General features: G+C 41.9%; 23 protein-coding genes. 13 read left to right on the top strand and 10 right to left on the bottom strand.

Annotated elements, in window-relative coordinates; translation table 11 throughout:
* From atpH to V2H77_RS23620, 12 genes are all read left to right on the top strand, one after another.
* Window positions 1–534, top strand: coding sequence for a F0F1 ATP synthase subunit delta (gene atpH, locus V2H77_RS10150; RefSeq protein WP_046396704.1), 534 nt, complete (start codon window positions 1–3; stop codon window positions 532–534).
* Window positions 535–548: 14 nt separating this feature from the next.
* Window positions 549–2,090 carry a F0F1 ATP synthase subunit alpha gene (gene atpA / locus V2H77_RS10145; RefSeq protein WP_265380878.1) on the top strand — a complete coding sequence of 514 codons (1,542 nt, stop codon included), beginning with the start codon at window positions 549–551 and terminating at the stop codon, window positions 2,088–2,090.
* Between the two features lie 58 nt (window positions 2,091–2,148).
* Complete coding sequence (gene atpG, locus V2H77_RS10140; protein WP_341498687.1) at window positions 2,149–3,012, top strand: F0F1 ATP synthase subunit gamma; 864 nt, start codon at window positions 2,149–2,151, stop codon at window positions 3,010–3,012.
* Between the two features lie 34 nt (window positions 3,013–3,046).
* Window positions 3,047–4,429, top strand: a complete 1,383-nt coding sequence (atpD, locus tag V2H77_RS10135) for a F0F1 ATP synthase subunit beta (protein ID WP_011144453.1) — start codon at window positions 3,047–3,049, stop codon at window positions 4,427–4,429.
* 21 nt (window positions 4,430–4,450) lie between these two features.
* Window positions 4,451–4,873: a F0F1 ATP synthase subunit epsilon gene (locus V2H77_RS10130; protein ID WP_088372731.1), complete on the top strand. Its 423-nt coding sequence runs from the start codon at window positions 4,451–4,453 to the stop codon at window positions 4,871–4,873.
* Between the two features lie 128 nt (window positions 4,874–5,001).
* Window positions 5,002–6,375, top strand: a complete 1,374-nt coding sequence (glmU, locus tag V2H77_RS10125) for a bifunctional UDP-N-acetylglucosamine diphosphorylase/glucosamine-1-phosphate N-acetyltransferase GlmU (protein ID WP_341498686.1) — start codon at window positions 5,002–5,004, stop codon at window positions 6,373–6,375.
* A gap of 116 nt (window positions 6,376–6,491) precedes the next feature.
* Window positions 6,492–8,321, top strand: a complete 1,830-nt coding sequence (gene glmS / locus V2H77_RS10120) for a glutamine--fructose-6-phosphate transaminase (isomerizing) (protein ID WP_341498685.1) — start codon at window positions 6,492–6,494, stop codon at window positions 8,319–8,321.
* Between the two features lie 147 nt (window positions 8,322–8,468).
* Window positions 8,469–8,723, top strand: coding sequence for a type B 50S ribosomal protein L31 (locus tag V2H77_RS10115; RefSeq protein ID WP_049585017.1), 255 nt, complete (start codon window positions 8,469–8,471; stop codon window positions 8,721–8,723).
* Window positions 8,724–8,741: 18 nt separating this feature from the next.
* Window positions 8,742–8,882 (top strand): type B 50S ribosomal protein L36, encoded by a 141-nt coding sequence (gene ykgO, locus V2H77_RS10110; protein ID WP_012776225.1) that lies wholly within the window; start codon window positions 8,742–8,744, stop codon window positions 8,880–8,882.
* A 400-nt stretch (window positions 8,883–9,282) separates the two neighbouring features.
* Entirely contained in the window at window positions 9,283–10,236 is a 954-nt protein-coding gene (locus tag V2H77_RS10105; RefSeq protein ID WP_341498684.1) for a pyocin knob domain-containing protein, read from the top strand.
* Window positions 10,237–10,251: 15 nt separating this feature from the next.
* On the top strand, window positions 10,252–10,782 hold the full coding sequence (locus V2H77_RS10100) for a tail fiber assembly protein (RefSeq protein WP_341498683.1): 531 nt from the start codon (window positions 10,252–10,254) through the stop codon (window positions 10,780–10,782).
* Window positions 10,783–10,862: 80 nt separating this feature from the next.
* Window positions 10,863–10,955 (top strand): tail fiber assembly protein, encoded by a 93-nt coding sequence (locus V2H77_RS23620; RefSeq protein WP_430199047.1) that lies wholly within the window; start codon window positions 10,863–10,865, stop codon window positions 10,953–10,955.
* Between the two features lie 53 nt (window positions 10,956–11,008).
* Here the strand turns inward: V2H77_RS23620 and V2H77_RS10095 are convergent, their stop codons facing one another.
* The 9 genes from V2H77_RS10095 to V2H77_RS10055 form a co-directional block, all read right to left on the bottom strand.
* Window positions 11,009–11,605 (bottom strand): tail fiber assembly protein, encoded by a 597-nt coding sequence (locus tag V2H77_RS10095; RefSeq protein ID WP_341498682.1) that lies wholly within the window; start codon window positions 11,603–11,605, stop codon window positions 11,009–11,011.
* Window positions 11,606–11,652: 47 nt separating this feature from the next.
* Window positions 11,653–12,105 carry a phage tail protein gene (locus V2H77_RS10090; RefSeq protein ID WP_341498681.1) on the bottom strand — a complete coding sequence of 151 codons (453 nt, stop codon included), beginning with the start codon at window positions 12,103–12,105 and terminating at the stop codon, window positions 11,653–11,655.
* Window positions 12,105–13,232 carry a phage tail protein gene (locus tag V2H77_RS10085; RefSeq protein WP_049585791.1) on the bottom strand — a complete coding sequence of 376 codons (1,128 nt, stop codon included), beginning with the start codon at window positions 13,230–13,232 and terminating at the stop codon, window positions 12,105–12,107. Before V2H77_RS10085 ends, V2H77_RS10090 begins: the two co-directional genes overlap by 1 nt.
* Window positions 13,229–13,843: a phage tail protein I gene (locus V2H77_RS10080; RefSeq protein WP_049585007.1), complete on the bottom strand. Its 615-nt coding sequence runs from the start codon at window positions 13,841–13,843 to the stop codon at window positions 13,229–13,231. The genes V2H77_RS10085 and V2H77_RS10080 overlap by 4 nt, the downstream gene beginning before the upstream one ends.
* Window positions 13,836–14,834 (bottom strand): baseplate assembly protein, encoded by a 999-nt coding sequence (locus tag V2H77_RS10075; RefSeq protein ID WP_341498680.1) that lies wholly within the window; start codon window positions 14,832–14,834, stop codon window positions 13,836–13,838. The genes V2H77_RS10080 and V2H77_RS10075 overlap by 8 nt, the downstream gene beginning before the upstream one ends.
* Before the next feature lie 4 nt (window positions 14,835–14,838).
* Entirely contained in the window at window positions 14,839–15,180 is a 342-nt protein-coding gene (locus V2H77_RS10070; RefSeq protein ID WP_049585009.1) for a GPW/gp25 family protein, read from the bottom strand.
* On the bottom strand, window positions 15,180–16,166 hold the full coding sequence (locus V2H77_RS10065; RefSeq protein WP_445935475.1) for a phage baseplate assembly protein V: 987 nt from the start codon (window positions 16,164–16,166) through the stop codon (window positions 15,180–15,182). Before V2H77_RS10065 ends, V2H77_RS10070 begins: the two co-directional genes overlap by 1 nt.
* A 431-nt stretch (window positions 16,167–16,597) precedes the next feature.
* Window positions 16,598–16,801: a tail protein X gene (locus V2H77_RS10060; RefSeq protein WP_049585010.1), complete on the bottom strand. Its 204-nt coding sequence runs from the start codon at window positions 16,799–16,801 to the stop codon at window positions 16,598–16,600.
* A gap of 282 nt (window positions 16,802–17,083) precedes the next feature.
* Window positions 17,084–17,248: a hypothetical protein gene (locus tag V2H77_RS10055; RefSeq protein ID WP_165603259.1), complete on the bottom strand. Its 165-nt coding sequence runs from the start codon at window positions 17,246–17,248 to the stop codon at window positions 17,084–17,086.
* A gap of 396 nt (window positions 17,249–17,644) precedes the next feature.
* Here V2H77_RS10055 and V2H77_RS10050 point away from each other — a divergent pair, with 396 nt between their 5' ends.
* Window positions 17,645–18,259, top strand: coding sequence for a phage repressor protein CI (locus V2H77_RS10050; RefSeq protein WP_341498679.1), 615 nt, complete (start codon window positions 17,645–17,647; stop codon window positions 18,257–18,259).
* 291 nt (window positions 18,260–18,550) lie between these two features.
* On the opposite strand, the gene V2H77_RS10045 is transcribed toward V2H77_RS10050, so the two are convergent.
* Complete coding sequence (locus V2H77_RS10045; RefSeq protein ID WP_341498678.1) at window positions 18,551–19,123, bottom strand: recombinase family protein; 573 nt, start codon at window positions 19,121–19,123, stop codon at window positions 18,551–18,553.
* Between the last annotated feature and the right edge of the window lie 82 nt (window positions 19,124–19,205).

Here is a 19,205-nt window from a genome sequence, read left to right as displayed (position 1 = left end):
ATGTCTGAATTCGCTACTGTAGCTCGCCCCTACGCCAAAGCAGCTTTTGACTTTGCTGTAGAAAAACAATCGCTTGAACAATGGCAGAATATGCTGGCGTTCACGGCTGAGGTGACTCGTAATGAGCAAGTTGGCGAGCTGCTTTCCGGTTCATTGGCATCGGAAACATTAGCTAATACCTTTATCGCAATTTGCGGTGAACAGGTTGATGAGCATGCTCAGAACTTTATTCGTGTTATGGCAGAGAACGGTCGCTTACTGGCGTTACCGGAAGTCTTGCAGCAATTTATTCAATTGCGTGCATCACTTGAATCAACTGTTGATGTTGAAGTGATTTCTGCCGCCGAACTGAGAGAACAACAGCTAGCTAAAATTTCTGTAGCGATGGAAAAACGTCTGTCACGCAAAGTTAAGCTGAATTGCAAAATTGATAAGTCTGTTATTGCTGGTGTGGTTGTCCGCGCGGGTGATTTGGTGATCGATGGCAGTATTCGCGGCCGTTTAGATCGCTTAACAGACGTCTTGCAGTCTTAAGGGGACTGGAGCATATGCAACTGAATTCCACCGAAATCAGCGAACTGATCAAGCAGCGCATTGCTCAGTTCAATGTAGTGAGTGAAGCTCACAATGAAGGTACGATTGTATCCGTTAACGACGGTATCATTCGTATCCACGGTTTAGCCGAAGTTATGCAGGGTGAGATGATCGCACTGCCTGGCAATCGTTATGCAATCGCATTGAACTTGGAGCGTGACTCCGTAGGTGCGGTTGTAATGGGCCCGTATGCTGACTTAGCAGAAGGCATGAAGGTCAAATGTACCGGCCGTATTCTTGAAGTGCCTGTTGGTCGTGGTCTGCTTGGTCGTGTAGTAAACACACTGGGTGAGCCGATTGATGGTAAAGGCCCTGTTGAGCATGATGGTTTCTCTGCCGTTGAAATGATTGCTCCAGGTGTTATCGACCGTCAATCTGTTGATCAGCCGGTACAAACTGGTTATAAATCCGTTGACGCAATGATCCCTATCGGTCGCGGTCAACGTGAACTGATTATCGGTGACCGTCAAACGGGTAAAACAGCACTGGCTATTGACGCAATCATTAACCAGCGTGACTCAGGCATAAAATGTGTCTATGTCGCAGTTGGTCAGAAAGCTTCTACTATTGCGAACGTTGTTCGTAAATTAGAGGAGCATGGTGCTCTTGCTAATACCATTGTGGTTGTTGCTACTGCTTCGGAATCTGCGGCATTACAATACCTGGCGCCATATTCTGGTTGTGCAATGGGCGAATACTTCCGTGATCGCGGTGAAGATGCGCTGATTGTTTACGATGATTTGTCTAAGCAGGCTGTAGCTTATCGTCAAATTTCCCTGTTGCTCCGTCGTCCGCCAGGACGTGAAGCATTCCCTGGTGACGTTTTCTATCTGCACTCTCGTTTGCTGGAACGTGCAGCACGCGTTAACGCTGAATATGTAGAAAAATTCACTGATGGTGAAGTGAAAGGTAAAACTGGTTCTCTGACGGCCCTGCCTATCATTGAAACTCAGGCGGGTGACGTATCAGCATTCGTACCAACAAACGTTATTTCAATTACTGATGGTCAGATCTTCTTGGAATCTAGTTTGTTCAATGCGGGTATTCGTCCAGCAGTTAACCCAGGGATTTCCGTATCCCGCGTAGGTGGTGCTGCTCAGACTAAAATCGTTAAGAAATTGTCTGGGGGCATTCGTACTGCTTTGGCTCAATATCGCGAACTGGCAGCATTTTCTCAGTTTGCTTCTGACCTTGATGATGCAACCCGTAAGCAGTTGGATCATGGTCAAAAAGTAACTGAATTGCTGAAACAGAAACAGTATGCTCCAATGTCTGTTGCACAACAGTCGTTGTCTCTGTTTTCTGCGGAACGTGGTTATCTGGAAGATATCGAAATTGCTAAGGTTATTGATTTCGAATCTGCGTTGCTTGCATATGCCAACCGTGAACATGCTGATCTTCTAAAAGAGATTGACCAATCTGGTGGTTACAATGAAGAGATCGAAGCAAAGCTGAAAGCTCTGCTGGATTCCTTCAAGGCAACTCAGTCCTGGTAACACTATTCGGCCCAGTTTAACTAAACATGGGCCGTCTGGTTAATGAGGAGAATCAGGAATGGCCGGCGCAAAAGAGATACGTACCAAGATCGCCAGCGTGCAAAACACGCAAAAAATCACTAAAGCGATGGAGATGGTTGCCGCGTCCAAAATGCGTAAAACGCAGGATCGCATGGCGGCCAGCCGTCCTTATGCAGAAACCATACGCAGCGTGATTGGTCACCTTGCGTTAGGTAATCTGGAATATAAACATCCATACCTTGAAGAGCGTGAAACCAAACGTGTCGGGTATCTGGTTGTTTCTACCGATCGTGGCTTGTGCGGTGGTTTGAATACTAATCTGTTCAAAAAACTGCTTTCAGAAATGAAAGACTGGTCTGATAAAGGTGTCCAGTGTGATCTGGCGCTTATCGGCTCTAAGGCTACCTCTTTCTTTGCTTCTGTTGGAGGCAACATTGTTGCTCAGGTAACAGGCATGGGAGATAACCCTTCACTATCCGAATTGATCGGGCCAGTGAATGTCATGCTGCGGGCATACGATGAGGGACGTCTGGATAAATTGTATGTGGTGACAAACAAGTTCATCAATACAATGTCCCAGGAACCGACTATTACTCAGTTATTGCCTCTGCCTGCCGGAGATGATGAGACACTGAAGAAGAAATCCTGGGATTATTTATACGAACCTGATCCTAAGGCGTTGCTAGATATATTGCTGCGTCGTTATGTAGAATCGCAGGTTTATCAGGGCGTCGTTGAAAACCTGGCTAGTGAACAGGCCGCACGAATGGTGGCGATGAAAGCCGCAACTGATAATGGCGGCAGCCTGATCAAAGAGTTGCAGTTGGTTTATAACAAAGCTCGTCAGGCCAGCATAACTCAGGAGCTGACCGAGATTGTCTCGGGCGCTTCCGCGGTTTAACAGCTAGGTTTATGAATTACGTAGAGGATTCAAGATGGCTACTGGAAAGATTATCCAGGTAATCGGCGCCGTGGTGGACGTCGAATTCCCTCAAGATACCGTACCAAAAGTATACGATGCTCTTGAGGTTCAAAACGGCGAAGCTAAACTGGTGCTGGAAGTTCAGCAGCAGTTAGGCGGCGGCGTTGTTCGTTGTATTGCAATGGGTACTTCTGATGGCTTAAGCCGTGGTTTAAGCGTCACTGATTTAGGCCACCCAATTGAAGTTCCGGTTGGTAAAGCGACATTGGGCCGTATCATGAACGTATTGGGTGAGCCAATCGACATGAAAGGCGATATCGGTGAAGAAGAGCGTTGGGCTATTCATCGTCCAGCGCCAAGCTATGAAGAGTTATCTAACTCTCAAGAACTGCTGGAAACCGGTATCAAGGTAATGGACCTAATTTGCCCATTCGCTAAGGGTGGTAAAGTTGGTCTGTTTGGTGGCGCGGGCGTAGGTAAAACCGTAAATATGATGGAGTTGATCCGTAACATTGCGATTGAGCATTCAGGTTACTCCGTATTTGCCGGTGTAGGTGAACGTACCCGTGAAGGTAACGACTTCTACCACGAAATGACAGACTCTAACGTACTGGATAAAGTATCTCTGGTATATGGTCAGATGAACGAGCCGCCAGGCAACCGTCTGCGTGTTGCATTGACTGGTTTGACAATGGCTGAAAAGTTCCGTGATGAAGGCCGCGATGTTCTGTTATTTGTTGATAACATCTACCGTTATACCTTGGCAGGTACTGAAGTATCCGCATTACTTGGTCGTATGCCATCTGCGGTAGGTTATCAGCCAACTCTGGCGGAAGAAATGGGTGTTCTGCAAGAACGTATTACTTCTACCAAAACCGGCTCTATTACCTCCGTACAGGCTGTTTATGTACCGGCGGATGACTTAACCGACCCATCTCCGGCGACAACTTTCGCGCACTTAGACGCAACCGTAGTTTTGAGCCGTCAGATCGCTTCTTTGGGTATTTACCCTGCGGTTGATCCGTTGGATTCTACCAGCCGTCAGCTCGATCCGCTGGTTGTTGGTCAGGAGCACTATAACGTTGCCCGTGGAGTTCAATCTATCTTGCAACGTTACCAAGAGCTGAAAGATATTATCGCCATCCTGGGTATGGATGAACTGTCAGAAGACGATAAGCTGGTAGTTGCGCGTGCTCGTAAGATCCAGCGCTTCCTGTCTCAGCCATTCTTCGTTGCAGAGGTCTTTACAGGTTCACCAGGTAAATTTGTTTCCTTAAAAGACACTATCCGTGGCTTTAAAGGTATTCTGGATGGTGACTATGACCACTTGCCAGAACAGGCATTCTACATGGTTGGTACCATCGAAGAAGCTGTGGAAAAAGCGAAGAAACTTTAATACGGCTGACCGGAGGTTGACATGGCTGCGATGACTTACCATCTGAATGTTGTCAGTGCTGAGAGCCAGATGTTTGAAGGCTTGGTACAGAAAATTCAGGTGACAGGTAGTGAAGGTGAACTGGGTATTTACCCAGGACATGCGCCGCTACTGACTGCCATAAAACCTGGCATGGTACGTATTGTTAAGCAGTTCGGTGAAGAAGAGGTTATTTACCTTTCTGGTGGTATCCTTGAGGTACAACCGAGCGGCGTTATCGTACTGGCTGACACTGCGATCCGTGGTAAAGATTTGGATGAAGCTAAGGCGTTGGAATCTAAGCGTAAAGCTGAAGAACACATCCGTAATTCTCACGGTGATGTTGACTATGCTCAGGCATCTGCTGAATTGTCTAAAGCGATTGCGAAGCTTCGTGTAATCGAGTTAACAAAAAAAGCGATGTAATACAGGCGGTTAAGTAAATAAGCCAGTTGGTGAAAGCTAACTGGCTTTTTTGTATTGCGAAATATGTAGTAATTTATCTTACAAACAGGTTTACTTTTCTCTCTTAAATTGGAGTTATCGGGTTTCTTATGTCTAACAGTGCAAAAAGTGTTGTGATCCTTGCCGCGGGTAAAGGAACCCGCATGTACTCTGATCTCCCTAAAGTGTTGCACTTGCTGGCCGGTAAACCTATGGTTCAGCATGTGATTGATACTGCAATGGCATTGGGTGCTAAAAATGTTCATCTAGTTTATGGACATGGTGGTGACTTGATGAAACAAACCCTTTCTGATCAAACATTGAACTGGATATTACAAACAGAGCAGTTAGGGACTGGCCATGCAATGCAGCAGGCAGCACCACATTTCGCTGATGATGAAGATATTTTGATACTGTATGGCGACGTGCCTCTTATTGGTACAGATACCCTTGAACGCCTGCTAGCGGTTAAACCTGACGGTGGTATAGGTTTATTGACAGCAATTTTGGATAATCCAACGGGTTATGGTCGTATTGTTCGTGAAAACGGAGAAGTAACTGGCATCATTGAACAAAAGGATGCGACTGAAGATCAACGTAAAATCAATGAAATAAATACAGGGATTTTGGTTGCTAACGGTGGTGATTTAAAACGTTGGTTGTCCCAATTGGATAACAACAATGTTCAAGGTGAATACTACCTTACTGATGTGATTGCGCTAGCTTATAAAGAAGGTCGAAAAATTGAAGCGGTGCACCCAACTCGCTTGAGTGAAATGGAAGGTGTAAATAACCGCCTTCAGCTTTCCGCTCTTGAACGCATTTATCAATCTGAACAAGCGGAACAATTATTGCTGGCAGGCGTTATGCTGTTAGATCCTGCTCGTTTTGATTTACGTGGCACACTGATTCATGGCCGTGATGTGGTTATTGATACTAATGTCATTATTGAGGGTAATGTAACCCTTGGTAATAACGTACAGATTGGTACTGGTTGTGTGTTGAATAATTGTATTATTGGCGATGATTCTATTATTAGCCCTTATACAATTGTTGAAGATTCTGAGATGGAAACTGGCTGTACTGTTGGGCCTTTTGCTCGTTTGCGTCCCGGTTCTAAGCTTGCTGAAAAAGCCCATGTAGGGAATTTCGTTGAGATGAAAAAATCTTATCTGGGTAAAGGTTCTAAAGCTGGACATTTGACTTATCTTGGCGACGCAGACATTGGTCGTGATGTAAATATTGGTGCAGGTACTATTACCTGTAACTACGACGGCGCTAATAAATTTAAAACCATTATTGGTGACGATGTTTTTGTTGGTTCTGATACTCAGCTTGTCGCTCCAGTGACTGTTGCTAAAGGCGCAACAATCGGAGCAGGGACAACAGTGACAAAAAACATAGCTGAAAATGAACTGGTAGTAAGCAGAACTAAACAGACACATATTCAGGGGTGGAAACGCCCTGTGAAGGAAAAAAAATAACATAATAATCCCCACTCTACAGGCTCGGGGACCGGAAAAACCGGAAAAACCGGAAAACAATCAGGCTCTTGACATATAAAGGGCTTTCATCAGCCCTATTTTTAGGAATAAAACTGATGTGTGGAATTGTTGGTGCAGTAGCACAACGAGATATTGCCGAAATCCTGATTGAAGGACTTCGTCGTTTGGAATACCGTGGTTACGACTCCGCCGGCTTGGCGGTTGTTGATAACGAAAAAAATATGCTCCGCTTGCGTGAAGTCGGTAAGGTACAAGTGCTTGCTGATGAGGTTTATAAGCAGTCAGTCCTTGGTGGGACAGGTATTGCTCATACCCGTTGGGCTACACACGGTGAACCAAACGAGAAAAATGCTCACCCGCATATATCTGATTATATTGCTGTTGTTCACAACGGTATTATTGAAAATTATGAAGAATTACGCGTTCAGTTAATTGAGCGCGGTTACCAGTTTATCTCGGATACTGATACAGAAGTTATTGCCCACCTTGTTCATTGGGAGCAAAAACAAGGTGGCACTTTGCTAGAAGCTATTCAACGAGTTATTCCTCGGCTACGTGGTGCTTATGGTGCAGTCATCATGGATAGCCGTGATCCTGGAACAATAATTGCTGCAAGATCCGGTAGTCCTTTGGTTATAGGTCTGGGTGTTGGAGAAAATTTTCTGGCGTCTGATCAGTTGGCGCTATTGCCTGTTACTCGTCGTTTTATCTTCCTTGAGGAAGGGGATATTGCCGAAGTAACCCGTCGTACTGTGAGTATTTTTAATGCTCAAGGCAAACCGGTTGAACGGGAACAGGTTGAATCCAATATTCAGTATGATGCTGGTGACAAAGGTGTCTACCGTCATTACATGCAAAAAGAGATCTATGAACAGCCAATGGCGATCAAAAGTACTTTAGAAAGGCGTTTGAGTCATGGGCAAGTAGATCTGTCTGAACTTGGTCCTAACGCCGCTGAATTATTAGCTAAAGTAGAGCATATTCAGATTGTTGCCTGTGGTACATCCTATAACGCGGGAATGGTTTCCCGTTATTGGTTTGAAGCATTGGCTGGTATTCCTTGTGATGTAGAAATTGCTTCTGAATTCCGTTACCGCAAATCAGCACGCCGTTCAGGAAGCTTACTGATCACCTTGTCTCAATCGGGTGAAACCGCAGATACATTGGCAGCACTGCGTTTATCTAAAGAGCTTGGATATCTTACATCGTTGACTGTCTGTAACGTAGCGGGTTCTTCTTTAGTGCGTGAATCTGATTTTGCTCTGATGACCAAAGCCGGTGCAGAAATTGGTGTTGCTTCAACTAAGGCGTTTACAACTCAGCTGACAGTATTACTGATGCTGGTGGCTTACCTTGGACGCTTGAAAGGTGTTGATGCAGGACAGGAGCAAGAAATTGTTCATGCATTACACGCATTGCCAAGCCGTATCGAAAGCATGTTATCGAAAGATAAAATTATTGAAGCGCTGGCGGAAGATTTTTCTGACAAACACCACGCTTTGTTCCTTGGCCGTGGTGATCAATATCCGATTGCGGTTGAAGGCGCTCTGAAATTAAAAGAGATTTCTTATATCCATGCTGAGGCTTATGCTGCCGGTGAATTAAAACATGGCCCACTAGCACTGATTGATGCAGATATGCCGGTTATCATTGTAGCTCCGAACAATGAACTGCTAGAAAAACTGAAATCTAATATCGAAGAAGTACGTGCCCGTGGTGGATTGCTATATGTGTTTGCTGATCAGGACGCGGGCTTTACTGATAGTGAAGGAATGAAGATTATTCCATTGCCGCATGTTGAAGAGCTGATTGCACCAATATTTTATACTGTGCCACTGCAACTGCTTTCCTATCATGTTGCTCTGATTAAAGGAACTGATGTTGATCAGCCTCGTAATTTGGCTAAATCAGTGACCGTAGAATAATCGTTTTATAATAAGAAGTTGAAATAAGCCTCTGTACATTAAAAATACAGAGGCTTTTTTTTGAGCTGAAAAAATTTACATTATTTTCTTGCCGATAAAAATAGATTACGCTATTGTAATGTTATATTATTACATTTTGGCGAAATTATGAAACCAGATATCCATCCTAACTACCGGGTAGTTGTATTTCACGATACTAGTGCTAATGCCTATTTTACAATTGGCTCCACGATTCGCACAGAACGGATAATTACCCTTAATGGGGAAGAATATCCATATGTCACTATTGATGTGTCATCGGAATCACATCCTTTCTATACGGGTAAGCAGAAAACTTTGTCTCAGGAAGGCAGCACTGCACGATTCCAGAAAAAATTCGGGCGTTTTATTGGTAATAAATAAATTGAGAGATCATAAAAAATGCAGGTGTTAAGTTCACTTAAAACAGCAAAAACTCGCCACCCGGATTGCAAAATTGTAAGCCGCCGTGGTCGATTATATGTTATTTGTAAATCTAATCCGCGTTTTAAGGCAGTTCAGGGAAAGAAAAAGAAACGTTGATGCTCAATTGTTGATGGTGGAACTCGCAGCTTATAACTGCGGGTTTGCTGTCCATATTTAATTTTACTTCTGATTATCTTGGAAATAACTGACCTAAACTTTGTTTGGGAATGGAATTAGCATAATTAAACTTAAGATAAATAAAATTTATATTTTATGCGAAATGAAACTTCAATTAGTGCTTGTTGTATAGTATAAAATTAAATCTTGAATCAGTTATTTTTGCTACAAATTTACCCTCCAAAATAGTTTATAATTTATTCTTATCAACACGTTTTTTCATAAACTACAATTCCGGTCATTTATTGACACCTGAATATAGCTAATCTTCGCCACATGTAACCCTTCCTAATACCAATATGAAACTATCTTTTCGGAAATTATCATGGATTGGTGAGTTTTGAAAAATCTTGGTTTAGTGGAAACGGTGAATTTGGCTCAGGGAGCAGTGCCGAATAGCCGGAAAGTGAATGGTAAAATTCTGACTGAGGATATTAATATTACGTCTCAAGATATCTTTAATGGACAGGCAATATCCATCCCCGACAAAGCTAATTTAAATGATTATCAAACGCCAGGGCTTTATTATCAGGGTTTGAATGCACAAGCAGGATCTGGCAATAACTATCCTGAACCATTTGCAGGTTCACTTGTTGTGCTAAAAGCTGCTGGAATCATTCAACGCTATTTTATTTATAATAGCAGCCGAATACACACTCGTTCCTTAAATGACGTCGGAGTATGGACATATTGGGCACAAGAATATAACACGCTGAATAAACCAGCGGCGAGTGAGCTCGGTTTGATGGAAACCGTTACCAAAGCCGCAAACGCGTTGCAACGCAGCGGTGGCAATGTAACAGGTGACATAATTATTACTACTGACTCTATGCTAAGTTGGAACAGAAACACTGACTTCGCCTCTATCGGTTTTAAAAACACCGGAGATGGTGATACAGACTCCTATATGTGGTTTAGAACGGGAGATAATGGTAACGAATATTTCAAATGGCAACATGCCCTCTCAGGAGGGCCAACCAATGAATGGATGAGCTTGAAATCTGATAATCTTCGGGTTAGAGGGTATCAGGTCTATCATGAAGGATATAGACCAACCGCTACGATTATTGGCGCTTATACAAAATCAGAATCAGACACGCGTTATATTCAAGACATTCGCCTTGGCGCTAAAGAGAGCGTGCAAGTACAAAAAAGCCCTGAAGATAAAGACGTAAGTGGGTATGCCATTATTGCTGTAATAAATGGAAATAGAGATGAGTTAGCTGACACAGTAAACCGTAGGCCAATGCAGAAGAAGGTTAACGGCATATGGATGAATATATCCAATATTTAGTAAGGTGATGAATATATGCAAAACATTAAAAATTTTTCCCAATATACACCTGACTCAAAACAAGCCAGAAAAATCATCGAAGATTTTAATGTTATTTATTTGAAGTCAGAAGACGGCCAAGACTGGTATGAATGCCAGAAAAGCTTTAACCCTGATACAATCAAAGTAATGTATGATTTTAATAATGTAATCCGTTCTATATCAGGAGATATATCAGCTTTTAACCCAGAGGGAATGAGTGTGGCTGAGGTGAGTAATTTGCCTGATTCTTGTGATATTTCTGGCAAATGGCAATATATAAACGGTGCTATTGTTCCGCGTAAGTACACAAAGGGCGATTTAATTACTCAAGCAGAAAGACGTAAAGAAGAATTGTTAGCCCTTGCCAGCAATAACATTGCCCCTTTACAGGATGCCGTTGATCTAGATGAAGCAACGTTGGAAGAGATAGAGCGGCTTAAAGCCTGGAAAAAATACCGAATGCAAGCAAACCGCATTGATCCCACTATAGCACCAGATATTGAGTGGCCTGTACGACCAGTATAAATAATATAGGCCCGCAGTTCACAGACCGCAGGCCTTTTTTCTACTCTGGCTTTTTAGGGTAATCAATAAGTGTTTACCTAATGTGCCAAGTCTTATTGGAATGGAAAAAATACCTAGCCATACTTAACCAGGTTGATACTTCAAAAGCATCGGAAATCGACAGGACAACATAGCCTTAACTGAAAAAAGACCGGAGACAGAATAACGCCCGGTCTTGATAATTTTATTATTCTGGTATTTGTGGCCACTCAATATCTGAAGCCATTGAAGTATCAACACGGCTCAGTAATACCACATACTTCTTCCAGGCAAGTAATAATGTTTTCTCTGCGTCTGAGGCCATCTCAGTCTCAATAGCATATTGTAATAAAGTCATAGCTTCATCAGCCTGTTGGCGAAGAGTGACACGTTGTTGTTCTGCCTGTTTAATCTGATTGGCTTTTTGAGCGTCAATATCCGTTACCCATCTTTCTCCATCCCATTTATCAAAATCGGTGCTTGGCTGTTTGAATGTCAGCATTTCTGGTAATTCACCAGGTTTAATGATTTCCTTCTGTTCCCCAGTTTGTGTGTCGTAGACTATTTTTCCTCGATAATCTGGTACAATTTGCCAACCGGTTAAATCAGATGAACGGCAGGCGACATATCCCTCTTGGGTATCAGGTGGCGCGTCTGCGCAGGAATTGGCAGGAAGACCGACACCAACGGGAAGATACTCATCAGAACTGTTTAAATATTCCAGCGTAATCGCATTGTAATTAAACACAACGATACTTCCGGCACTGATAGCAATATTATTTTTATCCAGTACAGCCTTATTCATCAGGCAATCCTCACAATGTAATTAAATGCCACGTTTCGTGGACGTGTTTATATTCCTGTTGAAGCAATAATCGCATCATCCATATAACCGAAGCCACCATTTCCAGTTCCGGTAGCGATACCCAGTCCACGGCCATCAAATCCGTAGTTAGCATCTTTGGTGACACTATTGAGAATATAGCTCGGTGTCCCTAAACCATCAGCTCCAGCATTTGATCTGGACCACATTCGGCTAAGCCTGTGATTGTGTGGAGCAATATCTGCTAATTGAGAGGATAATATATATCGACCGATATCTACCCCACGTCCATCATCCCAGCCCCAGATAAATTCACCACGTAAATCGGGTAATCTACCAGTAGGATAAACTTCCGCTAATTTTGGATATAAAGACTTATCAAAGATTGCCACATTACATTTCACCCACCTATTTGGTAGTATGTCAGTCGGCCAAGGAAGAGGTATTCCTACCGGAATCTCTTCAAGTACAGACATGAGCATTATGCTGCCCTTACAATGTAGTTAAACGCTACGTTACGTGGCCTTGATACCCCTATATAAGTAGCACTGGTAGTCCAAGTCGTTGCTGAACCTCCAGAAGCTCTAGCTCTTAATTGAATATCTTTATTTTGGGGGGTATCCCACTGTAATTTCGTACGCTCATTAACTGAGAAGTTAACAACATTATCAGCAGGTTGATGAACTTCCTGTAGTAAATAAGACCCTTCTTGCCATACCAATAATGTACGATCTGGATCAACGCCACGTTTGTCATCCCAACCACGGATAAATTCACCCCGTAAATCGGGCAAATTACCACCAGGATAAGCCTTGGCTAATTCTGGAAATTTCGCTTTATCAAAGGCCGCGCCATTACATTGCAACCACCCATCCGGCAGTGTAGCCGTCGGCCAAGGAAGTGGTACACCTATCGGAATTAGCTTTTCCAATAAACCAAGGTTTTTCACAAAAGCATTTTTATCTGGGATATCTGCACCATTTTGGTTTTTTGCCAATTTACTATTAGCATTATCATAAGCTGCTTTTACTGCTTTGGGTGTTGCTGCTGTAGTTTCATCATTACTGTTAATGGCACTATTAAGTTTTGTAAAACCTTTCTCTGTCAACGTGGCATCTGGATGATTGCGGCTTTTTTCATGTTTCTGAATGGAGCTATCTACATAATCACGAGTTGCCAGAACTACAGAGGGATCGATTTTCAGCGTTACCGAATCCGTATTGCTGACAATCAAGATCATTCTGACAGTTTGTGTTCTACCTGAACCTTCCTGTAATTGTGGTTTATAGGTTTCTGGGCAGTTTGCTACCGCAATCAAGTTACCCTCACTGTCAAGCAGACCAATTTCACGCATCCACCAACCACCCTCACTTTCAGGGATAATTTGTTCGGCAATAATTTGGTTTGTGTTTACCGGGTCGACACTTAATGTATTAATTGCAGCACGACGTTTTTCATTAACTAATTTGGTCTGATTGACATCAGGAGAAGGTAATTTACCACCACCATCACCAACAGCCATGTGGGTAATATCAACCTTTGTCCCCAAAGCAGCAGCATTTGCTAGCTTTGCCGCTCCCAGATTGGTTAGAATTGCAAAGTATTTCATTGTGAAATCCTCAATGTATCTGTTTCGATCAAATGAATTGCTGCCCCTAAAGGCATATTGTCGCTAGTTGTGATTATTTCAGGGAGATATTGGTAAATAGTAAGATCATCTCCACTATAACTCGTTGCAGCGCAATAAAATTCGCCCTTAACATCCAGATTGATTGACAAACCTATCAAATGACGGCTTACAGGCTTGGCATCAGAAATTAGCCGTTCTAACTCTAAAAAAGTTTCCTCGGTGATCCCGTTTTCCTGCACCCCTATCGCCAACCGGAATGTGCCGGGCGTTTCGTTGTTCAGCCACCATTCCTTTATCTGAATGAGATAGCCTAGCGGTTCTACCACGCGACGGACGGCACCAATGGTTCCCTTATGTTTGTGCAGAAATAGCGAGTTTTTTATTACGTCCCGCTTAGTACTTACGGGCCAGTTTTCGTCCCAGCGATCAACCGACCACGCCCACGCCAGATAGGGTAATAATTCCTCAGGGCAAGTATCAGGATTCCAGAGTTGGCGAAGTGGTACTGGAATATTTTGCAATTGCGAACACGCTTTAGCAGCAGCCAACTCCAAAACCGTAGAACCTGTTGGTAACAGGCGGTCATTCATCAGAGCCTCCTACTATCAAACCTGGATTTGGCTTGGAACAATCAGCAGTTTGTGTCTTACCTAATTCCAGTTTTGCACCAGTACAATAAGGAGCTTGATCTTTGCACAGAATTATGTCCTTCGTCGGGGCTCTCAGTTCTACCTGCTGTACTCCTGCGACATGCAGGGCAGCGTAAATGGCAGATAACCGAATATCTCTCCCCAACTTATGTTGATCTAGCACGTACTTATCCATATTTTGTTGAGCCAATTTACGGATAGGTTCAGATTCAGGTGTCGGATAGAGATAAAGTACCGCATCAATTTGATATTCCACTATTTTGGCTGACTGCACTTTTACCCGATCAGCAACTGGTCTGACGTTTTCATCATTAAGCGCCACAATCACTTTATCCAGTAACTCTTGTGAAGCTACACCTTTATGCTCTTTATCTTCTTCGTCTTCTTTATCTTTTTCCCATATCCATTTCCGCGACAAAACAGTCACAGTTACATTGGCTGGAGATGGGCTGATGACGGAAACATCTTTAACAGTTTGATATTCACCTTTGTATTCATTTCTATTAGCACGAATACTTTCATTAACTTTAAGGGCATGATATTCATACGCCCCTATCGGCCCTGCAACACTTAATCCTTCGAAGGCTCTTTGAATGCGATCACGGAAGGTACTATCAGGCTCCATAACTGCTCGGGTAACGTTATAGTTCGCCCCTAACTGGTCTAAATCGCTACTGGTTGCATAGGCCAACATTACTGCACGGGCAGCTTCATTAACCCGCTGGCGTAATATCAATTCCCGGTAAGCGTTTTCCTCAAGTAACTTAACCAGAGGTTCGGATTCCAATTCTAATGTTCGAGTAATAGCATCCCGTTGCTCTTCAGGATAAAGAGATATCAATTTGGCTTTACGTTCAGCCAACAGGTTTTCATAATCCAGTGGCTCGACTACATTTGGTGGCGGCAACTGGCTCAGGTCAATGGTCGGCATTGTTTTACCTCACAGGGATAGATAGAGAAAACCCCCCGGCGGACTGCTGATAATGACCGGAGATATTCACCGTCATTTTGCCGTCTTGCTGGGTAGTTATGGTAATAGCTGTCAGATTAATCCTCGGTTCCCAGCGGCTGATAGCTGTATAGGTGGCTGCCATAATTTGCAGGCGAAGAGCCGCATTTTGTGGCCAGTCAATTAATTCGGGTAGCAGAGAGCCATAAGTGCGCCGTTCCAAACGACTGCCAACGGGGGTTAGTAAGATATCGCTGACAGACTGGCGTACATGATCCAGATCCGTGAGGCTACGACCGGTTTGTCGGTTCATTCCAAGGTACATCATTATACTGGGCCTCCTGTTGTCGCACCGCCCGCCATGACGCCGGTGTGTTGATGCGAATGTAGAGTTACACCGTTAGAACTGAGTTTTCCGCCTGTATTTTCAACATTACCTTCCAGCTTAGTGTTTCCTTTCAGCGTCAGTTCTGAAGCCTTCAGTTCGAGTTTTTCTTCTGCTTCACACTTGACTTCATGTGATTTCATTTTGAGTTCTTTTTTTGCATCTAGCTCAATTTCGTTGAGTGCTTTCAAGTCAATTTTGTTTTTTGCATCTAGCTCAATTTCGTTGAATGCTTTCAAGTCAATTTTGTTATATGACTCCAGCTTTATTTCGTTGTATGCCTTTAATTTTATATCTGTCGCTTCAAGACTTATGGAATGTGAAGCCTTTACCTCAGCAGTCTTAATACCTGTTACCTTTAAGGCACCAAATTTCGGTTCATACTCCATTACTGCCCCATCAGGGAAAATAATATGAACAGCTTGTTCAGAACGACCCGGTGGTGCCGCAGATTGATTAGAATAAATGGCTGATAATCCACCATCAGGAAAATCAATATGGTTCGCTTCTGTAAAAAGAGTCGATGGTTCTGGAAATTGATCAGAATAAACAGCCGGCAATACAAAGGAGGTGGTCAATTCACCACCAACAGATAACAGCAAAACTTGCTCACCACGGCTGGGAGCCCACCAAGTTCGGGAATTACCTGCTCGCATTGTCAACCAAGGCCGCCAATCAGTTTCGAGATTGCCTGTTGCAATTCGGCACACTCCCCGGGTGGTATCTACCTCGGTAACAACACCAGTTCTGATCAGGTTACGCAATAAGCGCAAAAGTTCTGTTAGTTGTGTATCCATGTTTGGAAAAATGCCATTTGGTGGTTGTGGGTTTATGTATGAAAGAATGCCAGCAAAGGTAGTTGCCAACATCAAAGAGGAATTGTAAGAAAGACAAAACAAGTTTCTTGAAAAGGGAAAATGTAACAGCATAAATTAAAAAGCCCTTCCCACAACCGAGAAAGGCCCTTATGTAATCCGTGCTATTTTGTTAAAGCTTGACTCTAATAGTTAAAAAAATTCAAATTTGCGCTACTTGACTATATATTAAGTATAACATTCCAGATAATTTGATTTGAACACTGGTTATTCTTGTTTGAACAATGTAAACAACAATGTACCCACAGTTTCAATCAATCCACTTTAACCGTTTATTTATCTAGCCAGAATAGATAAGTTTAATTTGCTGATATAGAGTGATAATTCTATTTAAAAACCGCCAACTTAGTATATACCCGTTATCTTTCAAGCTGCCTCTTTGTTGGCTGCACTCACTCACCCCGGTCACATAGTTCTCTATGCTCCCGGGGATTTGCTCCCTTGCCGTCGCGATGCAACTCGAAATCTATTAGGTATAGATATATTTAATCCCATAGTTGCAAAATAGGTTTCGTTGTAGCTGTCATAATTTCCGGCATCTCAACTTCTGTACCGTGTGGCAGAATTACACCATATTCGGCCAATCCTGGATTAACTAATAGTACCTGTTCTGTCATACCTTGAGTACGACCATAATGACGCCAGCATAAAGCATCAATAGTATCATTCTGCTGTGCAATTATTTTCATTAAGTATACCCTCTCTAATTTAATCAATATTGTTAAGTTAAAGTGTTATGGTGCGCTGAATAGTGGGAGAGAACCAATGAAACAATATTGTTAAGGAAACAGTACAAATGAGAAGCAAAAAGCCACTTTTCAGTGGCTAATTTAATAATTAATCATATCTTCCAAAATTTACTGAATTCATAGGGAAAATCTATTTTTCAGCTCATTTTCCAATGCAATCATTATCAACTTAGAAACTTTAGATTATTTATCATACAGAATTTCCACATTTATCTGCTGCATTTATTCTTCAAGCGTTTCGTGGTGGTTAATAAGCTGTTTTGCAAGTGGTGTCGACAACTCAGCAATCCAAACTAAAGCAAGTTCCTTATCTTCAGCATGATTACATTCACAACTCGTTGCCATTCTAGCTATAAAATTAATACGTTGCGCTATTACTGATTCCATAAGAAAGTCCACTGACAAACTTACCTCCGCATAACATAACTGTATATAAGAACAGTACACTTTGATTAGAAAAATTTAAAGTGGTTTTTTATCTTTTTTGGGAACTATATTTGATAGTGTTAATATATTAATTATTGTTTTTATTGAAATAATTAATGATTAAAAAGGTTTCTTTCCGATCACAATCCTTTGTAATTAATAAGTTTTTCTTATTTTATCACTTAGAAGATTTTTTCTCTTTATTTAGATGACATAGTTTCACAAAGTATATAGATTGAAATTTAGATGCCCATGATGCAATATCCCTTATCGGATTTAACAAATTTATTTAGGATCACTGTAGCTCTTAAATAGAGAGCTTTGTGGAGACGGTAAACTCACCAAATTGTGCTTTCAATGAAAAAAAACATAACTGAGATAAAAATGGGTGCAGATAGTGGAGGAAGACAAGCTATCGAACGCCTTGTTAGTGTGTATGGGTTTAAATCACGTCAAGCATTGAGCGACCATTTAGGTGTGTCTAAAAGTACAATGGCAAACCGTTACTTAAGGGACAGCTTTCCAGCGGACTGGGTTATTCAATGCAACCTTGAAACCAATGCTTCACTGTTATGGCTAAGCACAGGACAGGGAGAAATGTTCCCTGAAGGAGAAAAGAAAAGGGAATCTTTAGAAAACATTATTATTCCGACAATACAACGCGTTAAATTGATTGGTGGAAAGCTGAACGTCGACGATCCAGTAATTTTAGATAATGAACTCATTGCCAGAGAAATAAAAAAACCTCTTATTGTAGATAACAATAACACCTGGTATTTATTGGATACAGAAGAGCCTGATATTCAGGATGGTTTATGGTTAATTGATATTGAAGGGATGCACAGTATTAAAAAAATCACAAAAATCCCAGTCAGTAAGATCCGAGTTTATGATAACGATGTAGCTTTTGACTGTGCAATTAATGAAGTCAACTTTATTGGTCGCGTTTACCTGATGATTTCCAGATACTGACAGACTTTTCAATTGTAGATAAATTAATTTTTTTAGATGTGTAAATCCCATGTTGATGGCAATTCGTTGTACTAAAATTTCCAAATGCAGTGGATTTCAGATACAATAAATTATTTTGCGAGCAGTTGCTGATTATTAACTTATTCCGTTGTTCCTTTATAGTATGTATAGTGCGGCGAAAGTTTTTTGCATAGATAAAGAAACATGATATATTTTGCATAAATTAAGAGCCAATTAGCCTTGGATATTACAAATACAAAATTAACTGTTTAACTAGCCGCACTGCAAATACTAACTTGATCGACAATTTTTTTTATCTACTGGAAAATACTTATATATTGTAGATAACGATGTGTTGTAAATTAATGATAACTGTTTTCGTGTGTGTCCTTTCGCCAGTAATCTTGCTGCTTGTTGTTGTTCAACAAATGAAAGTGATACTGGTCTACCACCAACTCTCCCTTGGGCACGAGCAGCTATTAATCCTGCATTTGTTCTTTCTACGATTAATTCCCGCTCCATTTCAGCCAATGCGCTCATAACATGAAAGAAAAATCGTCCCATAGAAGTACTGGTATCAATGCTATCAGTCAAGCTTTGAAAATGAATACCGCGTTCACTTAAATCAGAAATCAAAGTTACCATATTTTTTACGCTACGTCCCAATCGATCCAGTTTCCAAACGACTAAAGTGTCACCGTTTTTAAGCTGCTTTAAAGCGCGTTTTAACCCCGGTCTATTGGATGTTTTTCCACTAATTTTATCCTCAAAAATTTGCTCACAATTTATACTTATCAATGCATTTCGCTGTAAATCACTGTTTTGGTCATTTGTTGATACCCGGATATAGCCTATCTTTGCCATGTGTAACCCTGCCTAATACCAATATGAGACTATTATTATAGAAATTATCACGGATTGGCGAGTTTTTAAAAACCTTGGTTTA

Source organism: Photorhabdus sp. P32, from assembly GCF_038085095.1.
GTDB classification, from domain to species: domain Bacteria; phylum Pseudomonadota; class Gammaproteobacteria; order Enterobacterales; family Enterobacteriaceae; genus Photorhabdus; species Photorhabdus luminescens.
This window is presented reverse-complemented; position numbering and strand designations above follow the sequence as displayed.